Below are 21,090 nucleotides of genomic sequence, written 5' to 3'. Positions count from 1 at the left end.
TCCTTTTAACCCCGAACGTTAACACTGCGGCAGATGAGCTCAATGGCCTCCCAACCCGCGCGGACGCAAGCACAGACGGGCCCCGAGGCTGCGGCCTGGGCCGAACGGCTGCGCGTGGCCAACATCAACCCGCGGACCGGGCTTGCCACTGACTATCTCAACCATTTCAATGAAGCCGTGATGCTGCTCGAAATGGTCCCTGACATGCCGGAATGCGCCGAAGACTTTCTGACCTGGACGCCGCTGTCCTATGCCGAGCATTTCACGGCCTCGAACTTCAAGGCGCGGGATCTCGCGATCGAGGCCTATGAGAAGGCCGATCCCAATGTGCGCGCCCAGTTCGACCACATCACCGACACCATGACCTCGATCCTGACCGCGGTCGGCTCGGCCATGCGCGAGGTCGAGAAGGACACGACCCGCGTTCGCCTTGCCGAGCAGGCCACCCTCTGGGTCAAGCCGCTGATCGCGGCCTGCGGCGGCATCATCAATGGCGGCGCGGAGGCCGACGTCGACACCATCATGGCGAATTGAGCCAGGTCCTTTGAGAAGATGTCAGCAGTCGTCCAGCCCAGCCATCCCCAGATCGCCGTCAGTGCCGCGATTTTTCGCGACGGCAAGGTGCTGCTGACCCGCCGCGCCCGCTCGCCCGCAAAGGGGTTCTATTCGCTGCCGGGCGGCCGGGTCGAGTTCGGCGAATCGCTGCACCAGGCGCTCAGGCGCGAGGTCGACGAGGAAACCGGGCTCGAGATCGAGATCATTGGGCTAGCCGGCTGGCGCGAGGTGCTGCCGGCCGCCCCCGGCGCCGGCCACTATTTGATCATGTCCTTTGCCGCCCGCTGGGCGGCCCGGGAGCCGGTCCTGAACGACGAGCTCGACGACTACCGCTGGATCGCCCCGGACGCCCTGGCGGGCCTCGGCGACCTCAAGATGACCGGGGGGCTGGTGGAGGTCATCCAGTCCGCCCACCGGCTGCTCGGGGCCTGACGGCCCGCCTTGCGCCCGCCGTCCCAAGGGGGCATACAGCCGCCGATGTCGACGCGATTTCTGGCCATTTTCGCCCTGATTCTCGCCTGCGCCTCCGTGCCCACGAGGGCCCAGGACGTGGCGGCGCCGTTCGACGGCGAACTGCAGCGGCTGGCCGAGATCCTCGGCGGGCTGCATTATCTGCGCGGCATTTGCGGGTCCAACGAGGGCAACAAATGGCGTAGCGAGATGCAGGCGCTGATCGATGCCGAAACCCCGTCCGGAGAGCGCCGCACCCGCATGATCGCCGGCTTCAACCGCGGCTATAACGGCTTCCAGCAGACCTACCGGAGCTGCACGCCGGCCGCGACGGTGGCGATCCGCCGCTATATCGAGGAAGGCTCGAAGATCTCGCGGGATCTGACGGCGCGCTACGCGAACTGAGTATCTCCTCATCCTGAGGAGCGCGCCCTTTGCGCGCGTCTCGAAGGATGAAAGGCCCGGCTGCAGCAGTAGGGGCTCTATGGTTCGAGACGCGTACTTCGCACGCTCCTCACCATGAGGGTTTGGGTTCGGAGGATCCGACCTGGAACCCTGTCATCGACTTTGTTCACAGCCGTTAACCGTTCCTAAAGATGTAGCCTAGCGGGCATTAACACCCGTGCTACACCTCTCGTGCAGCGCATCGCCGTGGACGCGCCCCAGCCCTGATCGAGTTTCATGAGCCAGCCGATTTCATACGCCCCCGACCGTGCGCCGCTGCCCGATCACGAGCAGAAGCAGGCTGCCCTGAGCTATCTCAACGAGGCCTGGGCCGAGGCGCGCCATGACGGCGTCGATGGTGATTGCCTGGCGCAGGCGAGCCTGTTCGCCGCATTCGCCGAACTCGTCGGCACCTATGGCGAGGATGCGGTGGCAAAATTCGTCGAGGGTTTTCCGGGCCGTATCCGCAACGGCGAATTCTCCGTCGACATCTCCCGGCAATAAGCACACTCCGAAAATGACCCCGCCACGCGGGCGGGGCCAGTTGACGGATGAATGACTTTGCGACGAGGTCTTGACGACAAGGTCGCGAAGTCTGCCGCCTTTATCGCACGGAAGCCGTCTCCCGCGGACAAGCATTAGTCTCGCGATGAGCGGGAGATATTCCCGACAGAGCCGGGAATGCGCTCCCTCCTCCTTCTCACGGCTCGATCTTGAGCGTCGCTTTCATGTTGGGATGATAGCGACAGTAGTACTCGACCGTGCCCGCCGTCTTCAGCACTGACGTCGCCGACTTCTTCGGCGGCAGCGTCACGTCGAAATCGCCGTTCTTCGCAGTGGCGGTGTGGGCGAAGACGTCCTTGTTGATCCAGGTGATGGTATCGCCGACCTTCGCCGATACCTCGGCCGGAGCGATCACGAGATTCTCCATCGTGATCTCTATCGTCGCGGCGCGCGCCGGGACTGATATCGACAGGAAGACGACCGCAAGCGCGATCGAAGCGAGGCGTCCCGGCATCATCCCACCCTTTTTATTTTAGCTCGGCCGCGACATGCTCGGCGTGCTGCTGATGGCCCTGAAAGATCTTCAGGCCGGTCTGCAACAGGCTCTTCAGCTCGGCATTGCTCGCGGACGGAATCAACTGGGTCTCCAGCGCGCCGTTGACCGCCTTGTGGTAGGCGACCTCGTTCGCGACATAGGCCTTGTCGAACGCTGCGCCGCTCAGCTTGTCGAGCTCGGCCAGCTTGTCGCTCGCCTGCTTCGACAGCGCCTTGCTGGTGTCGTTGTCTTCAGGGGTGACGTTCAGCTTCTTGACCAGCGCCAGCGCCTGCTTGTTGACCGCCTCGTGGTCGCGCAGCATGTCCTCGGCAAACGCCTTCACGTCCTTGTTCTTCGCTTTTTTCTGCGCCTGCTTGGCGGCGTTGATGTCGATCACGCCGGCGGTGTAGGCGATATGGGCGATCTGCGGATCGGTCGGCTTGTCGGCGGCGCTGGCGCCCTGCAGCGCGGGACTCGACAGCAGAATTGCCGCGGCGACCGCCGCGCTCCAACGGATGAACATGGTTTGACACTCCTGTGCTGCCGGACATTTTGCCGGCGCGTTGCTTCACAGGAATTGGATGGGCGTTTCGCGCAAACGTTCCCGGAAAATTTCAGCCGCCGACACCGAGCCGCTTCAGCACCGCTTCGGTCAGGCGCTCGCAGCGCCAGCCGGCAAACGGAAAGGCATCCATCATCACCGGGCCGATCTCCTTCTCGACATTCTCGCGCAGCATGGTGCGGGCGCGGTGCAGCCGCGTCTTCACGGTCTCGGGCTTCACGGCGAGCAGATCGGCGGTTTCCTCGATGCTCATGCCCTCCATGACGCGTGCGACGAACACCATGCGGAAAACGTCCGGCAACTCGTCGATGGCGCGTTCGACGACGCGCTGGATTTCACGTTGGGCCATGGTCCTTTCCGGATCGCCTGCGGGAGAGACGGGAAATTTGATGATCTGCGCCTCGAGCGCGGCTTCGGACACCGCGCCGAGCTCGACATGCGGCCTCGCGCTGCGCGACCGGCCAAGCGCCTCGTTGATGGCGATGCGCGACAGCCAGGTCGACAGGCCGGACTCGCCCCGGAAGCCGTCGAGATGGGTGAAGGCGCGCACATAGGTTTCCTGCACCACGTCCTCGGCTTCGCTGTCGCTACGCAGAATTGCGCGCGCGAGGCGATATAGCCTGCGGTTGTTGACCTGCATGATCTCGCGCAGCGCGGCCTCGTCACGGGCCCGCGCGCGGTCGATCAGCTGGGCTTCCAATGACCGGATTTCTGATGCCTTGGCGTTCGGTGCCTTGGCGCCGGCTGCGGTCCGTTGCATGGCGGTCACCTGCTTGTCTCCGTTGGCCTCGGACATTGGATGCAGGCCGGCGCCAAAAGGTTCCCAGTTTTCTTGCCCGGATCTTACCCTCCCCTGGAGGGTCCTGGAGGGGGAGGGTCGCTTCGCATGGAGCGAGAGCGCAATGCGAAGCGGGGTGGGGTGATCTCTCCACACCGGCACCGCCAACGGCGAGAGACTGTCACCCCACCCCGCTCGCGCTGCGCGCGATCGACCCTCCCCCTCCAGGGGAGGGTAAGATCTAATCCGTCTCGATCGGCAGCGACGGGTCCCTGGCCCATTCGCCCATCGAGCCGTCGTACAGTGTCAGCTTGTCGTAGCCGAGTTGCGTCAGCAGCAAGAGGTCGATCGTCGCCGAGATGCCGCCGCCGCAATACACGATCACATTCTTGTCGCGCGTGACGCCCTGGGCCGCGAACTTTGCCTCGGCATCCGCAAGATTCGTCAGCGTCTTGTCGGCATTGACGAGCGTTGGGGCTGGCACGTTGATGCTGCCCGGCACGCGGCCCGGCCGGCCGTAGCGGCTCGGCTCGAGGCCTTGGTGATATTGCGGCAAGAGCGCGTTGACGATGACCGTCGAGGGATCACCGATCCGCGCCTTCACGGTGTCCTTGTCCACGAAAAAGCCCGCGCGCGGCGCGGCCTTGAAGGTCGTGGCCGGATAGCCCTTCGGTGCGCCCGTCTCGATCGGCCGCCCCTCCTCTTTCCATTTGTCGAGGCCGCCGTCGAGCACGCGGGCATCGACGCCGAGCGAGCGCAGCATCCACCAGAACCGCGTCGACCACATCATGGTGCCGATGCTGTAGAGCACGATGGTCTTGCTCGCATCGAGGCCGTGGCGGCCGAAGGCGGCCTCCAGCTGGGCCACGTCAGGCATCATGTAGAGCGGTCGCGCGGAGGTGTCGGAGAACTCGCCTTGCAGGTCGAGGAAATCGGCGCCGGGAATGTGGCCGGCTGCGAACGTCTTGTCGCCGGGCACCGCGCGATAAGGCACGTCGCTGCCGGGCGGCACCGGCTCGTTGTAGGTCGTGCAATCGTAGAGGCGGAGGTTGGGATCGCCGAGCATGGCGGCGAGTTGCTCGGTGGTGATGAGGGGTATCGGTTGGGACATGCAATGACCTCTCCAACGTCGTCCTGGCGAAAGCCAGGACCCATTACCACCGCATTATCTGGCTGCGGGCAAGTGTGGCCACCAGTCTTCGCGACAATATCCGGTCGGGGTTATGGGTCCTGGCTTTCGCCAGGACGACACCGAACATGAGGCGTGTTTGTGCCGCCAAACGACCAAAGCCCTACGGCTTCAACGTCTCCAAAAACCGCACCGGCTCGCCTTGCGACGGCGTGACCAGCTCGCCCTGCCACATCACGCGGCGGCCGCGGATGAAGGTGCCGACGGGCCAGCCCGTCACGCGAACGCCGTCGTAAGGGGTCCAGCCGGCCTTGGACGCCACCCATTTGTTGGTGATGGTCTCGCTGCGCTTGAGGTCGACAATGGTGAAGTCGGCGTCGTAGCCGGCGGCGATGCGGCCCTTGCAGGCCATGTTGTAGAGGCGCGCCGGGCCGGCGCTGGTGAGGTCCACGAACCTTGCCAGCGACAGGCGGCCGGCATTGACGTGGTCGAGCATCAGCGGCACCAGCGTCTGCACGCCGGTCATGCCGGAGGGCGAGGCCGGATAGGTCTTCTGCTTCTCTTCCAGCGTATGCGGCGCATGGTCGGAGCCGAGCACGTCGATGATGCCCTGCTCGATGCCGCGCCAGATGCCGGCGCGGTGATCGGCGCCGCGCACCGGCGGGTTCATCTGCGCGAGCGTGCCGAGCCGCTCGTAGCATTCGGGCGCGACCAGGGTGAGATGGTGCGGCGTCGCCTCGCAGGAGGCGACGTCCTTGTGGTCGCGCAGAAACTCGATCTCTTCCTTGGTCGAGATGTGCAGCACGTGGATGCGCTTGCCGGTCTCATGCGCGAGCTTGACCAGGCGCTGCGTCGCCATCAGCGCCGCGGTCTCGTCACGCCAGACCGGATGCGAGCGCGTGTCGCCCTCGATGCGTAGCGGCTTGCGCTCGTTGAGGCGGTATTCGTCCTCGGCATGGAAGGCGGCGCGGCGCCGGATCACCTGGAAGATCCGGCGCAGGCTCTCGTCGTCCTCGACCAGCAGCGCGCCGGTGGACGAGCCGATGAACACCTTGACACCGGCGCAGCCCGGCGCGCGCTCCAGCACGGGCAGATCCTGCACGTTCTCCCGGGTGCCGCCGATGAAGAAGGCGAAATCGCAATGCATGCGGTGATGGGCGCGCTTCACCTTATCGGTGAAGGTGGCCTCGGTCACCGTCAATGGAGACGTGTTCGGCATCTCGAACACGGCGGTGACGCCGCCCATCACGGCGCTGCGCGAACCGGTCTCGAGGTCTTCCTTCTGCTCCAGCCCGGGCTCGCGGAAATGCACCTGCGTATCCATCACGCCGGGCAGGATGTGCAGACCCTTGCAGTCGATCACTTCCGCGGCTGAGCCTTGCGACAGCGGGCCCAGCTCGGCGATACGACCGCCCGTGATGCCGATATCGCGAACACCCTCGCCGTCCTGGTTGACGACGGTGCCGCCCTTCAAGATCACATCGAAACGCTGGGTCATGGGGCCTCTCTCATCCCCAAGCGCAGGGCTCGAGGTCTTGTCGTTTATGCCTTGCGGGCTTACGTTCCAGAGCAACATGTCGCAAGAGATTTTCGCATGAAATCAGCGTTTCTTCCCGACCGGGGCGTGGTCAAGGTCGCGGGCGAGGATGCGCGCAACTTCCTCAACGGCCTGGTCACGACCGATGTCGACAGGCTGAAGCCGGGGCTGGGGCGATTCGGCGCGCTGCTGACGCCGCAGGGCAAGATCATCCTGGATTTCCTGATCACGGAGGTGCCCGCCGGCCATGGCGGCGGGTTCCTGATCGATTGCCCGAAGGCGCTGGCGGACACCCTCGCCACCAAGCTGAAATTCTACAAGCTGCGCGCCAAGGTCACTGTGGAGAACCTCGATCTCGGCGTGCTCGCGGCCTGGGATGGCCAGCCTGCAGCGCAGCCGGATCTGGCCTTCGCCGATCCGCGCAATGCCGAGCTCGGCACACGCATCCTGATCCCCGAGGATCTCAAGCAGAAGCTGTCCGATCTCATCGGCGCCGAATTGGTCGATCCGGCCGAATATGAGGCGCACCGCATCGCGCTCGGCATCCCGCGCGGCGGGCTCGATTTCATGTACAACGATGCGTTCCCGCACGAAACCAACATGGACCGGCTTGCCGGCGTCGATTTCGACAAGGGCTGCTATGTCGGCCAGGAGGTCGTCTCGCGCATGCAGCATCGCGGCACCGCACGCACGCGCAGCGTCAAGGTGCTGCTCGATGACATCTCGCCGGAAGTCGGCGTTAGCGTGATGGCCGGCGACAAGCCGGTCGGGACCATGGGCTCGTCGGCGCACGGCAAGGGCATCGCGCTGGTGCGCATCGACCGCGTCGCCGATGCGCTCGATGCCGGACAGCCGCTCACCGCCGGCGGCCTTGCCTTGACGCTGGCCGACCCCGAAACCGTCCGCATTCCCTCGAAACAGCCCATCGCATGAGCCGCGCTCCCCGCCTGCATCCCGACGGCCTGACCCGCTGCCCCTGGCCCGGAGAGGATCCGCTCTATGTCGCCTATCACGACACCGAATGGGGCGTGCCCGAATATGACGACCGCGCGCTGTACGAAAAGCTGATCCTCGACGGTTTTCAGGCCGGCCTGTCCTGGATCACGATCTTGCGCAAGCGCGACAATTTCCGCAAAGCCTTCGACGATTTCCAGCCGGAGAAGATCGCGCGCTACAATGCCAAGAAGGTCCATGCGCTGATGAACGATGCCGGCATCGTGCGCAATCGCGCCAAGATCGACGGCGCGATCCTGAGCGCGAAGTCGTATCTTGATATTATGGAAAAGGGCCCGGGCTTCTCGAAACTGCTGTGGGACTTCATGGGCGGCAAGCCCAAGATCAACCACTTCAAGACCACCGCGAGCGTGCCGGCCTCGACGCCGCTGTCGGTGCAGATTTCCAAGGAGCTGGCCTCGCGCGGCTTCAAGTTCGTCGGCCCGACCATCGTCTACGCCTTCATGCAGGCGACCGGCATGGTCAACGACCATCTCGTCGACTGCCATTGCCACGCGACCTGCGGCAAGACGCAGCGCAAGCAGCGCCTCAAGGTCAAATGACCGCGAAGAAGACCGCGCGCGATGCGCAGTCCCGCGCCTGGCAGCGTATGCTGTCGGGCCGGCGGCTCGACCTGCTCGACCCCTCCCCGCTCGACGTCGAGATCGCCGACATCGCCCATGGGCTGGCGCGCGTCGCGCGCTGGAACGGACAGACCACCGGCGCGCACATCTTCTCGGTCGCGCAGCACACGCTGCTGGTGGAAACCGTGCTGCGGCACGAGATGCCGCGCGTGGATCAGCGCATGCGGCTCGCCGCGCTGCTGCACGATGCGCCCGAATATGTGATCGGCGACATGATCTCGCCGTTCAAGGCGGTGCTCGACGGCCATTACAAGGCGGTGGAGAAGCGCCTGCTCGGCGCCATCCACATCCGCTTCGGCCTGCCGCCGGTGCTGGCCGACGAGATCACGCAGGCGATCAAGGCCGCCGACCGCGGCGCGGCCTATCTCGAGGCAACCGAGCTCGCCGGCTTCAGCGACGCCGAGGCCAAACGCCTGTTCGGCCGCGATCCGGGCCTGCCCGACAGCGTCCGGCGCGACTATCTCACGCCCTGGACCGCGGCGCGGGCGGAGAAGCAGTTTCTGGAGCGGTTCAACGCGGTGTTTGCGTAGGTCAGGTAGGGTGGGCAAAGGCGCTCTTGCGCCGTGCCCACCATCTTTTCGCAATTGCGACGAAAGTGGTGGGCACGCTTCGCTTTGCCCACCCTACAAGCGCTCGCTATAATCGCCGGCAAAAAGGTCCGCCATGATCCACGTCTGTTCCCTCGCCGCACTTCCCGAAACCGTCCGCCTCACCAGGGCCAGCCATGTGCTGACCGTGATGGCCAATGTCGAGCAGGTGGCGCGTCCGGTATCGGTGCTGCCGGCCAACCATCTCAAGGTGTCGATGGACGACATCACCGAGGAGATGGACGGCTTTGTCGCACCGTCAGAGACGCATATCGAGCAGGTGCTGAACTTCGTGCGCGGCTGGGACCGCAGCGCGCCGCTAGTGGTGCATTGCTATGCCGGCATCAGCCGCTCCACCGCGAGCGCCTTCGCCGCCGTATGCGCGCTCAATCCGCATCGCGACGAGATCGAGATCGCGAAGAAGATCCGCGCCGCCTCGCCGATCGCCTCGCCGAACCGGCGCATCGTCGGCCTCGCCGACCGCGCGCTCGGGCGCAACGGCCGCATGCTGCGCGCGCTCGACGAGATGGGCCCGGGCGCGATGATGGTCGAGGGCCGCCCCTTCGTGATCGAGCTCGAATGACACAAGCGATCTCAGCCGCATGAGCGAGACGCTGCTGACACCGATCGAGATCGGCCTGACCGCCGCGATCGTCGCGATCGAGGACCATGAGCCGCTGATCCTCACCGCGCACAGCAGCGACGGGCTGGCGGGCCTGCCGTTCGGGCCGTTCGATGCGCTGAGCCATCGTACCTTCGAGATCGGCCTGCGCGCCTGGGTCGAGGAGCAGGCGGGCTTGCGGCTCGGCTATGTCGAGCAGCTCTACACCTTTGGCGATCGCGGCCGTCACGCCGAGGCCGGCGACACCGGCGCGCATATGGTGTCGATCGGCTATCTCGCGCTCACGCGCGCCGCGGGCGGCGAGCTCGCAGCCAACGGCGCAAGCTTCGAGCCGTGGTACCGCTTCCTGCCCTGGGAAGACTGGCGCGAGGAGCCGCCCGCGATCATTGCCCGCGACATCATCCCCGCGCTGACGGCTTGGGCGGAGCAGGAGACGCCGGAGACGACGCGCGCATTGCCGCGCAGGGATCGCGTGCGGTTCTATTTCGGCCTCGACGGCGCGCCCTGGGACGAGGAGCGCGTGCTCGACCGCTACGAGCTGCTCTACGAGGCCGGGCTGATCGAGGAGGCACGGCGCGACGGCCGTCCTGCGGCATTAGCGCGCAAGGCACTGCCGGCGCTCGGGACCTCGATGCGGTTCGATCACCGCCGAATTCTCGCCACGGGAATCGCGCGGCTGCGCGCAAAGCTGAAGTATCGTCCTGTGGTGTTTGAACTTTTGCCCGCCGAGTTCACACTTACGGAATTGCAGCATACGGTGGAGGCGATCTCCGGCCGGCATCTGCACAAGCAGAATTTCCGCCGCCTGGTCGAAACGGAAGCCCTGGTCGAACCGACCGGCGTGATGTCGACACAGACGGGCGGACGGCCGGCAGCGCTCTACCGCTTCCGCCGCGAGGTGCTCCAGGAGCGGCCCGCGCCGGGCTTGCGTGTGCGCTCCCGGCGCTAGATCCTGATATCAGTGGGACCGGCCCCTGCCCGCCGGTTGCCTGGAGGCTTCATGTTCGACGGCCCGTTCGACGTCTTTGCGCTGATCATTGCGATCATCGCCTTCCTGATCGCGATCAAGGCCTCCAGCCAGGCGGCCGAGCTGCGCCGTCGGCTGAACTTGCTCGAAGAGAAGTTTTACGCGCAGCGGCCTGTCGTGCAGCCGCCGCCGCTGATGCCCGCGCAGGTGCAGGCCGAAGCGCCCGCAACGCCCGCCGCCGAGCCGCCGCCGCTTGCGCCGGAAGCGGAAACGACGCCGCCTCCGCTCGTCACCGAAGAGGTTTCACCGCCCCCGCTCGAACCGAGCACGGGCACTGATGCGCCGCCTCCGGTGCCGGAGGCCGCGCCCGCGCCCGGCTTCGAGGAGCGTCTCGGCACGCGCTGGGTGGTGTGGATCGGCGGCCTTGCGCTCGCGCTCGGCGGCTTCTTCATGGTGCGTTATTCGATCGAGGCCGGCCTCGTCGGCCCCGGCGTGCGCGTCTTCCTCGGCGGCCTGTTCGCGGCAGCGCTGCTCGGTGCCGGCGAATGGACGCGGCGCAAGGAGAGCATCTCCACCATCCAGGCGCTGCCGATCGCCAACATTCCCGCGATCCTCACCGCGGCCGGTACGGCGGTGGCGTTCGCCACCATCTACGCGGCCTATGCGCTCTACGGCTTCCTCGTGCCGGCAACCGCCTTCGTGCTGCTCGGCATCGTTGCCATGGGCACGCTCGCCGCCGCGCTGCTGCACGGGCCCGCGCTCGCCGGCCTCGGCGTGGTCGGCGCCTTCGTGACGCCGATCCTCGTCTCCAGCGGCAAGCCGGACTATTGGGCGCTCTACATCTATCTCGCCATCGTCACTGCCGCGAGTTTTGGCCTAGCGCGTATCCGGCTGTGGCGCTGGCTGGCCGTCACGACGATCGCATTCGCGGTGCTCTGGATCTTCCCGGGGCTCGATACCGAACAGGTGCAGGTCGCGCCGCACGCCTTCCATGTCATCGCCGGCTTCGTGCTCGCCGCGCTGCTCGTGGTCTGCGGCTTCATGTTCGGCCCGACCATCGAGGACGGCGAGATCGAGCCGGTCTCGTCCGGCGCGCTCGGCGCCTATCTGTTCGGTGCGATGCTGGTCGTGCTGTCGAGCGCGCATGCCGATCTCGCGCTGATCGCCTTCACGCTGCTGGTCGGCGGCACGCTGTTCGTCGCCTGGCGCGCGCCTGCGGCGACCGGCACGCTGGGCGCTGCTGCTGCGACCGTCTTCATCGTATTCGCCGAATGGGCGGTGCGCGCCAACCCCGATATGCTGGTGCTGCCGGGTGGCCCGATGCCCGGCGTCGGCCCTGTCGCGACCGACAGCTCGGTGACGCTGCATCTGGTGATGGCCGCGATCTTCGCCGCCGGCTTCGGCGTCGCGGGCTTCTTCGCGCAGGGCCGCTCGAACTCGGCGATCATTCCCGTGGTGTGGTCAGCGGCGGGCGTCGCCACGCCGATCGCGATCCTGGTCGCGCTTTATGCGCGCATCGCCCATCTCGACCGTTCGATCCCGTTCGCGATCCTCGCCGTTCTGCTCGCCGCAGCCTTCGGTGCTGCGACCGAAGCGCTGATGCGTCGCGAAGAACGACCGGGTGTTGCCACCTCGATCGCATTGTTCGCAACCGGTACACTCGGCGCGCTGGCGCTGGCGCTGACCTTCGCGCTGGAGAAGGGCTGGCTCACCATTGCGCTCGCGCTGATGTCGCTCGGCACCGCCTGGATCTCGTTGCAGCGGCCGATTCCGGTGCTGCGCCGGTTAGCGGCGATCTTCGCCGCGATCGTCACCGCGCGCATCGTCTATGATCCGCGCATCGTCGGCGATGCGGTCGGCACGACGCCGATCTTCAACTGGCTGCTGTGGGGCTACGGCCTGCCAGCCGCCTCGTTCTGGGGCGCGAGCATCTTCCTGAGACGCCGCGGCGACGATGTCCCCTTGCGCGTCGTCGAGGCGGCCGCGATCCTGTTCACCGCGCTGCTCGCCTTCGTGGAGATCCGTCATTTTGCCACCGGCGGCCAGATGACCTCGGCGCCCTCGCTACTCGAATGCGCGCTGCAGGTCTGCGTCGCGCTCGCCATGGCGATCGGACTGGAACGCCTGCGGCTGCGCAGCCGCAGCATCGTCCACAATGTCGGCGCGGTCGTATTGACCGCGATCGCCGGCCTCATCAGCGTTTTCGGCCTCTTCATCCTGGAGAACCCGCTGATCTGGCGCATCGACGTCGGCGGCGCGGTGTTCAACCTGCTGCTGCTCGGCTATGCGCTGCCGGCGGTGCTGATGCTGCTATTGTCCTACGCGGTGGTCGGCGAGCGCGGCAAGGTCTACGCCAACAGCATCGCCGGCGGCGCACTGGTGTTCGCACTCGCCTATGTGACGCTGGAGATCCGCCGCTTCTATCACGGCCCGATCCTCTCCAGCGGTCCGACCACCGGGGCCGAGCAATACACCTATTCGATCGGCTGGCTCGCCTTCGGCGTGGTGCTGCTCGGGGTCGGCATTCTCGTCAACTCGGAACGGGCACGGCTGGCGTCCGCCGCCGTCATCGCGCTGACGATCCTGAAGGCCTTCGTCATCGACATGTCGACGCTGACAGGCGTTTATCGCGCGCTGTCGTTCATGTGCCTCGGCATCGTGCTGGTCGCGATCGGCTGGCTCTACCAGCGCATCCTGTTCCGGCGGCAGGTCGCACCGCCGCCGGCTCCGCAGACGGGCAGCTAAACTGCTTGAGCATGATCTTTTTGGAAAACCGCTTCACACTTTTCCGGATCATGCTCATGAGGATCAAGCCGCGCGGACCGATTCCAGGAACTGCGCGACCTCGACCTTGAGGCGGGTGCTGTCAGTCGCCAGCGATTTCGCCGCCGACAGCACCTCGACCGAGGCCTCGCCGGTTTCGATCGCGCCGCGCTGCACGTCGGTGATGTTGGAGGAGACCTCCTGCGTGCCGACCGAGGCCTGCTGAACGTTGCGCGAGATCTCCTGCGTCGCCGCGCCCTGCTCTTCGACGGCGGCGGCGATCGCCGCGGACACTTCGGACAGCCGCTCGATGGTGCCGCCGATCTCCTGGATGGCGCTGACGGATTCCTGCGTCGCGGCCTGGATGCCGGACACCTGTGCTCCGATCTCGCCGGTCGCCTTCGCGGTCTGCTCGGCCAGCGCCTTGACCTCGGCCGCGACGACGGCAAAGCCGCGGCCGGCTTCGCCCGCCCGCGCCGCCTCGATGGTCGCGTTCAGCGCCAAAAGATTGGTCTGGCCCGCGATGGTGTTGATGAGCTCGACGACGTCGCCGATGCGGGAGGCGGCCTGCGAAAGCGCGTTGACGCGCTCGTTGGTCCGCGCCGCCTGCTCGACCGCTTCCGCCGCCATCCGCGCCGAATCCTGCACGCGGCGGCTGATCTCGGTGATCGAGGACGACAGCTCTTCCGAGGCGGAGGCGACCGCCTGGACGTTGGTGGAGGCTTCCTCGGAGGCCGCCGCAACGACGGTGGCGAGCTCCTGGCCGCGCTGCGCGGTGCTGGTCAGCGTCGACGCCGACGCCTCGAGCTCGGTCGAGGCCGAGGAGACGGTGCCGACGACTTCGCCGATCATCGTCTCGAACTTTCGCGTGATGGCATCGACCCGGCGGCCGCGCTCGATCTTGGCCTCGGCGTCGAGCCTGGCCGCTTCGTCGGCGGCCCGCTTGGCGATCAGCGCTTCCTTGAAGATCTGCAGCGCATTCGCCATCGAGCCGATCTCGGTCTTCTCGCCGCGATGCGGCACCTCGGCCGAGAGGTCGCCCTCGCCGAGCGACTGCATCGGCTTGATGATCGAAGCGATGCCACGCGACACGTCGCGCACGAGGTAATAGGCCGCGCTGATCGCGATCACGACCGAGAGCACGATGATGCCGACCAGCACGCGGAAGATCAGGGCATAGCTGTCGGCCGCCTGCTTCGTCTCCAGCTCGGCGCCGCGATTGTTGAGCTCGATGTCCTTCTGAAGCAGGGGATCGGCCGCCTGGGCCATCTTCGCAACCTTGGTTTGCAACAGCTCGTTGGCGTCAGTCGGGAAGCGTCCGACGCCCTTGCGCGACAGCGCCATCACGTCCTGCACGCCAATTAGATATTCGGCCCAGGCCTTGGTCCATTGCTCGTAGAGCGAGCGCTCCTCGGCGGAGGTGATCAAGGGCTCGTAGATCTTGCGGGTCTGCTCGATGCGCCCCTGCAACGAGGCCAGCCGCTTCTCTGCGGCCTCCTTGCCCTCGGCGCTGTCCTGCATCAGGTGCAGTCGGAGCGCGACGCGCAGCTCGTTGATGTCGGCGCGGAGCGAGCCGAGCGCACGCACGCTCGGCAGCCAGCTTTCCGCGATCTCGACCGTGTGGGCATTGATGTTCTGCATGGTGCCGATCGCCGTCACGCCGACGCCGGCGAGCGAGAGCACGAGGATCGACAACACGGTCAGTAGCTTGAAGACGATCGACAACTTCGACATCACGACAAATCCCGATGAGACTAGCAACGCGCAAATCACCCGCGCCGCCATCGTCACGACCGACGACAGGGCGGAAGTCATTCCAATAATGCTGGCTGGTTCTTGTCCGGTAAGATTGCGCACATAGTCGCAAACAGGCGTTAACAGGGACCTACGTGGAACTACGGGGGCGATCCGGCCCGCGTTATTTTTTCCGCAACCATTTGTTGCGGCCGCGCAGATATCGCGCGGTGCCGCACCAGCACACCGCAATGCAACATTGGAACGGCGGCACCGACATCGTCACGCGGCCCGTACCGACTCCAAGAAGCGCGCGACCTCGCCCTTCAACCGGTTGCTCTCCCGCGACAGCGACCGGGCGGCCGAATGCACCTGCGCCGAGGCGGCTCCAGTCTCGCCGGCGCCACGCTGGACGTCGCCGATATTCGCCGAGACCTCGGACGTGCCGTGCGCGGCATGCTGGATGTTGCGGGAGATCTCCTGCGTCGCCGCGCCCTGCTCCTCCACCGCGGCGGCGATGGTCGACGAGATCTCCGACATCCGCGCGATGGTGTCGCCAATCTCCTTGATTGCGCCGACGGAGTCTTCCGTCGCGGTCTGAATCGCGCCGATGTGCTGACTGATCTCGCCCGTGGCTTTCGCGGTCTGCTCGGCCAGCGCCTTCACTTCGGTCGCGACCACCGCAAATCCCTTGCCGGCTTCACCGGCACGCGCCGCCTCGATCGTCGCGTTCAGCGCCAGGAGGTTGGTCTGGGCGGCGATGGTGTTGATCAATTCGACCACGTCGCCGATGCGGCTCGCCGCCTTCGTCAACTCGGCGACGCGCGCGTTGGTCCGCTCGGCCTGTCCGACCGCAACGTCGGCGACACGCGCCGATTCCTGCACCTGGCGGCTGATCTCGGAGATCGAGGAGGTCATCTCCTCGCTCGCCGACGACACTGACTGCACATTGGCGGACGCCTCCTCCGAGGCCGCCGCCACGGCGGTTGCGAGCCCGTTGCCGCGTTCGGCGGCCTGCGTCAGCGTGTTGGATGAGGCCTCGAGCTCGGTTGCCGCCGACGACACGGTCTCGATGATCTCGCCGACCGCGCCTTCGAACGTATCGGCAAGCCGCCGCATGTCGGCCTTGCGCTGTTCGCGTCCGCGCGCAGCCGCTTCCGACTGTTCAACGCGCAGCCGCTCGGCCTCCGCCATGCTGGTCCTGAACACCTCGACGGCGCCGGCCATTTCGCCGATCTCGTCCCTGCGCCCGACGCCGGGAACGGAGATCGAGAGTTCGCCGCGCGCAAGCCGCGTCATCGCACCGACCATGGCACCGAGCGCCTTCGAGATCGAACGTCCGAGCAGAAAGCCGGTCACGGCGAGCACAGCGACGGTGATGCCGAAGGCCACGGCCATCCACAAGCGCACGGCCTCGCGGGTCGCGGCCTCGGCCGCGTCAGCCTGCTTGTACATGGCATCGACCGCGGTTCGCACCTCGACCATCGCAGGCTCGATTTCGCGGAAGGTCTTCATCATGGCGGCGTCGAGAGCCGCACTCTGCCGTGCCGTCTCGGCCCAGGCCGCGAACTCGGACTGGTATTTCTGGAGCTTGGCCGTGATGTCGTTCATCGCCGCCGTGGGGATTGCGACGACCTCTATCGCCTTGGAGAATTCAACCCCGGCCTTCTTCACCTCGGCAATGTATTTGGGGTCGCGCCGCAGCATGAAGTCCTTCTCGTGCCGGCGCATCATCAGCATCCAGGTCGTCGTCCTGGGATCGTCGATCTCCTTCAGCTTGACCTCGATGTCGTGCACCGCGCCGCGAAGCGAACCGGACAGGCCGAGCGTCTCATTCAGCCCGAGCCTGGTCTCGGCCGCCACCAGTGCGGCGAAGTCGGAGGCGTAACGCTTGAAGCCATCCTGGGCCTGCTTCATCTTCTCGGACAGTGCGCTCATGCCGGCGGCCGCCATCAGCCGCTCCACCTCGTCGAAATCGCGGTTGATCGGCCCGATCAGCTCGGCATGCGCCCTGGCATAGCTCTCGGTACGGCGCTGCTGGAAATTCTTCTCGTTACGACGGGCCTCCAGCATGTCGATCGAGAGCTGCTTGTCGAGATCGGCGATCGCGCGGGCGCGGTTGGCAACAGTGCGGGAGGCATCCTGGGAGAGGCTGCCGATCTGATAGATCGCGCCGAAGGCGGCAAGACCGACAAGGCCGAAGAGTCCGATCGCCATGACCTTGTGGGTCAGGCGGATGGAGATGCCGCTCATGAATGTGCTCCAATACGCTCGGGACGCAATACAGGCAGGACGACTCAGCCCCGGAAAATCGCGGGCATCATGACTGCGTCGCTTTTCCGGAAAGTTAACCCTGCGCCTTATCCGTCATGGCGCCGCAGCATGCGTACGCGCAAGCGCCGCGCTGCCACGCGCGGCGGTTGCAGGCTCGAGCTGTGGAAGGACGGCCCGCCGTCAGGCCGCCCGCACGGTCTCGAGAAATTTCCCGACCTCCAACTTGAGGCGATTGCTGTCGCCCGACAGCATCTGCGCGGCGGACAGCACCTGCGACGATGCCGAGCCGGTCTCGCTCGCACCGCGCTGCACGTCGGTGATGTTGGACGACACCTGATGGGTGCCTTCCGCCGCCTGCTGCACGTTGCGGGAAATTTCCTGCGTCGCCGCGCCCTGCTCTTCCACCGCGGCCGCGATCGTCGAGGAGATCTCCGAAAGCTTTTCGATGGTGTCGCTGATGTCCTTGATGGCGCCGACCGAATGCTCGGTCGCGGTCTGGATGCTTGCAATCTGATGGCCGATCTCGCCCGTCGCCTTCGCCGTCTGCTCCGCGAGCGCCTTGACCTCCGATGCGACGACCGCAAATCCCTTGCCGGCCTCGCCGGCGCGCGCCGCCTCGATCGTGGCATTGAGCGCCAGCAGGTTGGTCTGGCCGGCGATGGTGTTGATCAGTTCGACCACGTCGCCGATGCGCGTCGCCGCCTTGGACAGTTCGCTGACGCGCTCGGTCGTGGTGCGCGCCTGGCCGACCGCCTCATTGGCCACTCGCGCAGATTCCTGCACCTGGCGGCTGATCTCGGTGATCGACGATGACAATTCTTCCGTGGCCGAAGCCACCGACTGCACGTTGGTGGACGCCTCTTCGGAAGCGGCGGCAACCATGGTGGTGAGTTGCTGGCCGCGTTCCGCGGTCGAGGTGAGCGTCGATGCCGAAGCCTCCAACTCGGTCGCAGCCGATGACACGGTATCGACGATCTCGCCGATCGCGGCCTCGAAGCCGTCGGCAAGCCTGTGCATCTCGGCCTTGCGCTGCGCGGCCGCGGCGTGGTCCTGCCTGACCTTCGCTTCGGCCTCCTCGCGCGCCTTCTGTTCCGACACGACCTTGAACTTCTCGACGGCCGCAGCGACGCCACCGACCTCGTCCTTGCGGCCGAGCCCGGGCAGCACCACGGAGAAGTCGCCGCCGGCGAGCTTGTCCATGGCCGCGGTGAGCGCGCGGATCGGCCGGGCAATGGTGAAGAAGGACATCATCCAGGAGCCGATCAGAACGAGCATGGCGCAGATACCGACCGCGATGCCGAGACGTTCGCCCGCCGCCATCTCCTGCGCGGCGGCGGCAAGTTCTTCCTCGCTTTTGTGCTTGGAAAAATCCGCAATCTCGCTCGTGATCGTATCGAGCTCGGCAGCAATCGGCAGCGTCACCTCACGCACCAGGCGCGCGCCTTCCTCAACGAGCCTGGCGACATTGGCGGCCGCGTCGGGCCCCGTCGCTGCGATGGCCTCGCCGCGGATGGCCGCGACCCGTCGGGCAGCCCTAAGATAATCCGCACCGAGGCTCTTGAGCTTTTCCATCCGGGTCCGGTTTTCCGGCACTTGCGACAGCTTCAGCATCGCCTCAGCGACTTTGGTCAACGTTTCGGCGCGCTCGACCAGAGCATCGCCGGCCTTCTGCAGCTCGGCCGCGTTGCCGGCGAGCCGGATGTCACGGACGGCGAGCTGCATGCTGCGCGCCGCAAGCTTGGCTTCCACCGCCTCGCGCGCCAGCGCGAGCTGCGCGACCGCGGCCTTGTTGGAGTCCCGCACATTGCCGTTGCCGACGAGCTGGCTTGCGATGATGCAAAGGACCAGGAGGATGCCGAGTGCCGACGCGATCGCCAGCTTGGTCCCGATCCGCAAATTCCGAACGAGGCTCAACATTGGTGTTTCCCCAAAGGAATGCGCAGCCGAGTCGTTGTCGGCGCTCCCTGGCGTTGATCGCTCTTGCTCAAAAGGTGAGCGCCAGCCATTCCAAATTGGTTAACAGCGCTACCGTTCAAATACTGAATTAGTACGAAAACCCCTTGAAATTCAGCACGGAATGCGAGCTTAACAAGTTAATCACACGCGAAGATGGGAAGGTCAGGCGGCCCGCACCGTCTCGAGAAATCTCCCGACCTCGAGCTTGAGACGGTTGCTGTCGCCCGACAGCATCTGCGCGGCGGACAGCACCTGCGAGGAAGCCGAGCCGGTCTCGCTGGCGCCGCGCTGCACGTCGGTGATGTTGGACGAGACCAGCTGCGTGCCATGCGCGGCCTGCTGCACGTTGCGGGAGATTTCCTGCGTTGCGGCGCCCTGCTCTTCCACCGCGGCCGCGATCGTCGAGGAGATCTCGGACAGCTTTTCGATGGTGTCGCTGATGTCCCTGATGGCGCCAACCGATTCCTGCGTCGCGGCCTGAATGCCGGAGATCTGCTGGCCGATCTCACCGGTCGCCTTCGCCGTCTGCTCGGCGAGCGCCTTGACTTCGGATGCGACGACTGCAAACCCCTTGCCGGCCTCGCCGGCACGCGCGGCCTCGATCGTGGCATTGAGCGCCAGCAGGTTGGTCTGGCCGGCGATGGTGTTGATCAGCTCGACGACGTCGCCGATCCGCGTCGCCGCCTTGGACAACTCGCTGACGCGCTCAGTCGTGGTGCGGGCCTGCCCGACGGCTTCGCTCGCCACGCGCGCGGATTCCTGCACCTGCCGGCTGATCTCCGTGATCGAGGACGACAGCTCTTCCGTGGCCGAGGCGACCGACTGCACGTTGGTGGAGGCTTCTTCCGAGGCCGCCGCGACCACGGTCGTGAGCTGCTGCGTGCGCTCGGCGGTCGAGGTCAGCGTCGTTGCGGACGCTTCCAGCTCGGTCGAAGCCGATGACACCGTTCCGACGATCTCGCCGACGGCGCCTTCGAAGCTGTCGGCAAGCCTGCGCATCTCCGATTTGCGCTGCTCGGCTGCAATCTGATCCTGCCGCATCTTGGCTTCGGCTTCCTCCCGCGCCTTCTGCTCGGACACGATCTTGAATTTCTCGACGGCGCCCGCAACTTCGCCGACCTCGTCCTTGCGGCCGAGGCCCGGCAGAATCACCGAGAAATCACCGCCGGCCAGCTTCTCCATCGCCGACGTCAGCGCCCGCATGGGCCGCGCGATGCTGAAGACGGAGAAGATGCACGCGCCGATCAGAACCAGCGCGACCAGCACGCCCGTGACGAGCGACACCCGGGCAACGGACGCGGCCTCGGCTTCCGCCTCCGCACGCGCCTCGGCGCTGCTCTTCTTGGCGAAGTCGATGATCTGGTTCGCGAGCTCGGATATCTCTTCGTTGATCGGCGCCAGGATTTCCTTGCGGATCCGGTTGACCTCGGCCGCGAGCCTTGCGTGCTCCGCCGCCGCTTCGCCGTCCTTCTTGCCTTCGAGCGCAAGCTCCTGTTTGCGGACAGCTTCGATCTGCTGCCCGCCCCTGCTGAAATTGCCGATCAGCACGGTCAGGCGGTCGATCCGCTTGTGGCTCTCCGGCGAGTGTGACAGCTTCGCCATCTCCCCCGCGGATTGCAGGACCGAGGTCTTGCGATCGCCGAAATAGGTGACCGCCTTCTGCATCTCGGCCGGCGAGGATGAGGTCAGTATGTCGCGAATGCCGATCTGCATCCCGCGGACCGACGCCTTCGCCTCCGCGGCGTTTTGCGCGATCGCCTGCTGACCCGATGCGGCGTTGCTGAGCCTCTGGACTTCGGTGCCACCGTTCATCTGGAGGAAGAGCATCAGCGCGACGAGGGCGATGGTCAGCGCGGAGGTGACGGCGAGCTTAGTGCCAATTCGCAAGTTCTGAATGAACGACATTGAAGCAATCCCGGGATACGCATTGTCGCGCCGATGCGCGTGAACAGTTCGGGAAGGCTAGCCCGCGAGGTTCCTCATTAACGTTAAGCGAGAGCGCCTGCGGCCTGGGTAGAAATACTGAAAACGCGGCTCAAACCATGGGACTTGCACA

General features: G+C 65.9%; 19 protein-coding genes. 10 read left to right on the top strand and 9 right to left on the bottom strand.

Features of this window, described 5'->3' with window-relative positions:
- The first annotated feature begins 33 nt into the window (after positions 1–33).
- From JQ603_RS36325 to JQ603_RS36310, 4 genes are all read left to right on the top strand, one after another.
- Positions 34–534 carry a hypothetical protein gene (locus JQ603_RS36325; protein WP_212347888.1) on the top strand — a complete coding sequence of 167 codons (501 nt, stop codon included), beginning with the start codon at positions 34–36 and terminating at the stop codon, positions 532–534.
- An 18-nt stretch (positions 535–552) separates the two neighbouring features.
- On the top strand, positions 553–987 hold the full coding sequence (locus JQ603_RS36320; RefSeq protein WP_212347885.1) for an NUDIX hydrolase: 435 nt from the start codon (positions 553–555) through the stop codon (positions 985–987).
- Positions 988–1,032: 45 nt separating this feature from the next.
- Positions 1,033–1,410 carry a TIGR02301 family protein gene (locus JQ603_RS36315; RefSeq protein ID WP_212347882.1) on the top strand — a complete coding sequence of 126 codons (378 nt, stop codon included), beginning with the start codon at positions 1,033–1,035 and terminating at the stop codon, positions 1,408–1,410.
- 276 nt (positions 1,411–1,686) lie between these two features.
- Positions 1,687–1,953, top strand: coding sequence for a hypothetical protein (locus tag JQ603_RS36310; RefSeq protein ID WP_018648760.1), 267 nt, complete (start codon positions 1,687–1,689; stop codon positions 1,951–1,953).
- A 196-nt stretch (positions 1,954–2,149) separates the two neighbouring features.
- Here JQ603_RS36310 and JQ603_RS36305 read toward each other — a convergent pair whose 3' ends face one another.
- The 5 genes from JQ603_RS36305 to JQ603_RS36285 form a co-directional block, all read right to left on the bottom strand.
- Complete coding sequence (locus tag JQ603_RS36305; RefSeq protein WP_212347879.1) at positions 2,150–2,470, bottom strand: cupredoxin domain-containing protein; 321 nt, start codon at positions 2,468–2,470, stop codon at positions 2,150–2,152.
- 10 nt (positions 2,471–2,480) lie between these two features.
- Complete coding sequence (locus tag JQ603_RS36300; RefSeq protein ID WP_212347876.1) at positions 2,481–3,011, bottom strand: DUF4142 domain-containing protein; 531 nt, start codon at positions 3,009–3,011, stop codon at positions 2,481–2,483.
- Between the two features lie 91 nt (positions 3,012–3,102).
- Entirely contained in the window at positions 3,103–3,810 is a 708-nt protein-coding gene (locus JQ603_RS36295; RefSeq protein ID WP_212347873.1) for an RNA polymerase sigma factor, read from the bottom strand.
- Between the two features lie 259 nt (positions 3,811–4,069).
- Positions 4,070–4,939 (bottom strand): sulfurtransferase, encoded by an 870-nt coding sequence (locus tag JQ603_RS36290; RefSeq protein WP_212347870.1) that lies wholly within the window; start codon positions 4,937–4,939, stop codon positions 4,070–4,072.
- Between the two features lie 181 nt (positions 4,940–5,120).
- Entirely contained in the window at positions 5,121–6,455 is a 1,335-nt protein-coding gene (locus JQ603_RS36285) for a dihydroorotase (RefSeq protein WP_212347867.1), read from the bottom strand.
- Positions 6,456–6,551: 96 nt separating this feature from the next.
- Between JQ603_RS36285 and JQ603_RS36280 the strand changes: the two genes are divergently transcribed.
- The 6 genes from JQ603_RS36280 (at position 6,552) to JQ603_RS36255 (ending at position 13,052) form a co-directional block, all read left to right on the top strand.
- Positions 6,552–7,427: a YgfZ/GcvT domain-containing protein gene (locus JQ603_RS36280; RefSeq protein WP_212347864.1), complete on the top strand. Its 876-nt coding sequence runs from the start codon at positions 6,552–6,554 to the stop codon at positions 7,425–7,427.
- Positions 7,424–8,050, top strand: a complete 627-nt coding sequence (locus JQ603_RS36275; RefSeq protein ID WP_212347861.1) for a DNA-3-methyladenine glycosylase I — start codon at positions 7,424–7,426, stop codon at positions 8,048–8,050. Before JQ603_RS36280 ends, JQ603_RS36275 begins: the two co-directional genes overlap by 4 nt.
- Positions 8,047–8,661, top strand: coding sequence for a YfbR-like 5'-deoxynucleotidase (locus JQ603_RS36270; RefSeq protein ID WP_212347859.1), 615 nt, complete (start codon positions 8,047–8,049; stop codon positions 8,659–8,661). The genes JQ603_RS36275 and JQ603_RS36270 overlap by 4 nt, the downstream gene beginning before the upstream one ends.
- A 133-nt stretch (positions 8,662–8,794) precedes the next feature.
- A complete protein-coding gene (locus JQ603_RS36265) occupies positions 8,795–9,301 on the top strand; it encodes a tyrosine phosphatase family protein (protein WP_018648769.1) in 507 nt (168 codons plus the stop codon).
- Positions 9,302–9,320: 19 nt separating this feature from the next.
- Positions 9,321–10,289: an NUDIX hydrolase gene (locus tag JQ603_RS36260; RefSeq protein ID WP_212347856.1), complete on the top strand. Its 969-nt coding sequence runs from the start codon at positions 9,321–9,323 to the stop codon at positions 10,287–10,289.
- Between the two features lie 51 nt (positions 10,290–10,340).
- On the top strand, positions 10,341–13,052 hold the full coding sequence (locus JQ603_RS36255; protein WP_212347853.1) for a DUF2339 domain-containing protein: 2,712 nt from the start codon (positions 10,341–10,343) through the stop codon (positions 13,050–13,052).
- A 63-nt stretch (positions 13,053–13,115) separates the two neighbouring features.
- On the opposite strand, the gene JQ603_RS36250 is transcribed toward JQ603_RS36255, so the two are convergent.
- The 4 genes from JQ603_RS36250 to JQ603_RS36235 all read right to left on the bottom strand — a co-directional run bounded on the left by JQ603_RS36250 (position 13,116) and on the right by JQ603_RS36235 (position 20,939).
- Positions 13,116–14,804, bottom strand: a complete 1,689-nt coding sequence (locus JQ603_RS36250; protein ID WP_212347850.1) for a methyl-accepting chemotaxis protein — start codon at positions 14,802–14,804, stop codon at positions 13,116–13,118.
- A gap of 282 nt (positions 14,805–15,086) precedes the next feature.
- Positions 15,087–17,057 carry a methyl-accepting chemotaxis protein gene (locus JQ603_RS36245; protein WP_212347847.1) on the bottom strand — a complete coding sequence of 657 codons (1,971 nt, stop codon included), beginning with the start codon at positions 17,055–17,057 and terminating at the stop codon, positions 15,087–15,089.
- Between the two features lie 201 nt (positions 17,058–17,258).
- A complete protein-coding gene (locus tag JQ603_RS36240; RefSeq protein ID WP_212347844.1) occupies positions 17,259–18,995 on the bottom strand; it encodes a methyl-accepting chemotaxis protein in 1,737 nt (578 codons plus the stop codon).
- A 201-nt stretch (positions 18,996–19,196) separates the two neighbouring features.
- Entirely contained in the window at positions 19,197–20,939 is a 1,743-nt protein-coding gene (locus JQ603_RS36235; RefSeq protein WP_212347840.1) for a methyl-accepting chemotaxis protein, read from the bottom strand.
- Positions 20,940–21,090: the final 151 nt, after the last annotated feature.

It is taken from the genome of Bradyrhizobium liaoningense (genome assembly GCF_018130825.1).
Taxonomy (GTDB): domain Bacteria; phylum Pseudomonadota; class Alphaproteobacteria; order Rhizobiales; family Xanthobacteraceae; genus Bradyrhizobium; species Bradyrhizobium liaoningense_B.
The sequence above is the reverse complement of the archived record's forward strand: the minus strand, read 5'-3'. Positions and strand labels throughout refer to the sequence as shown.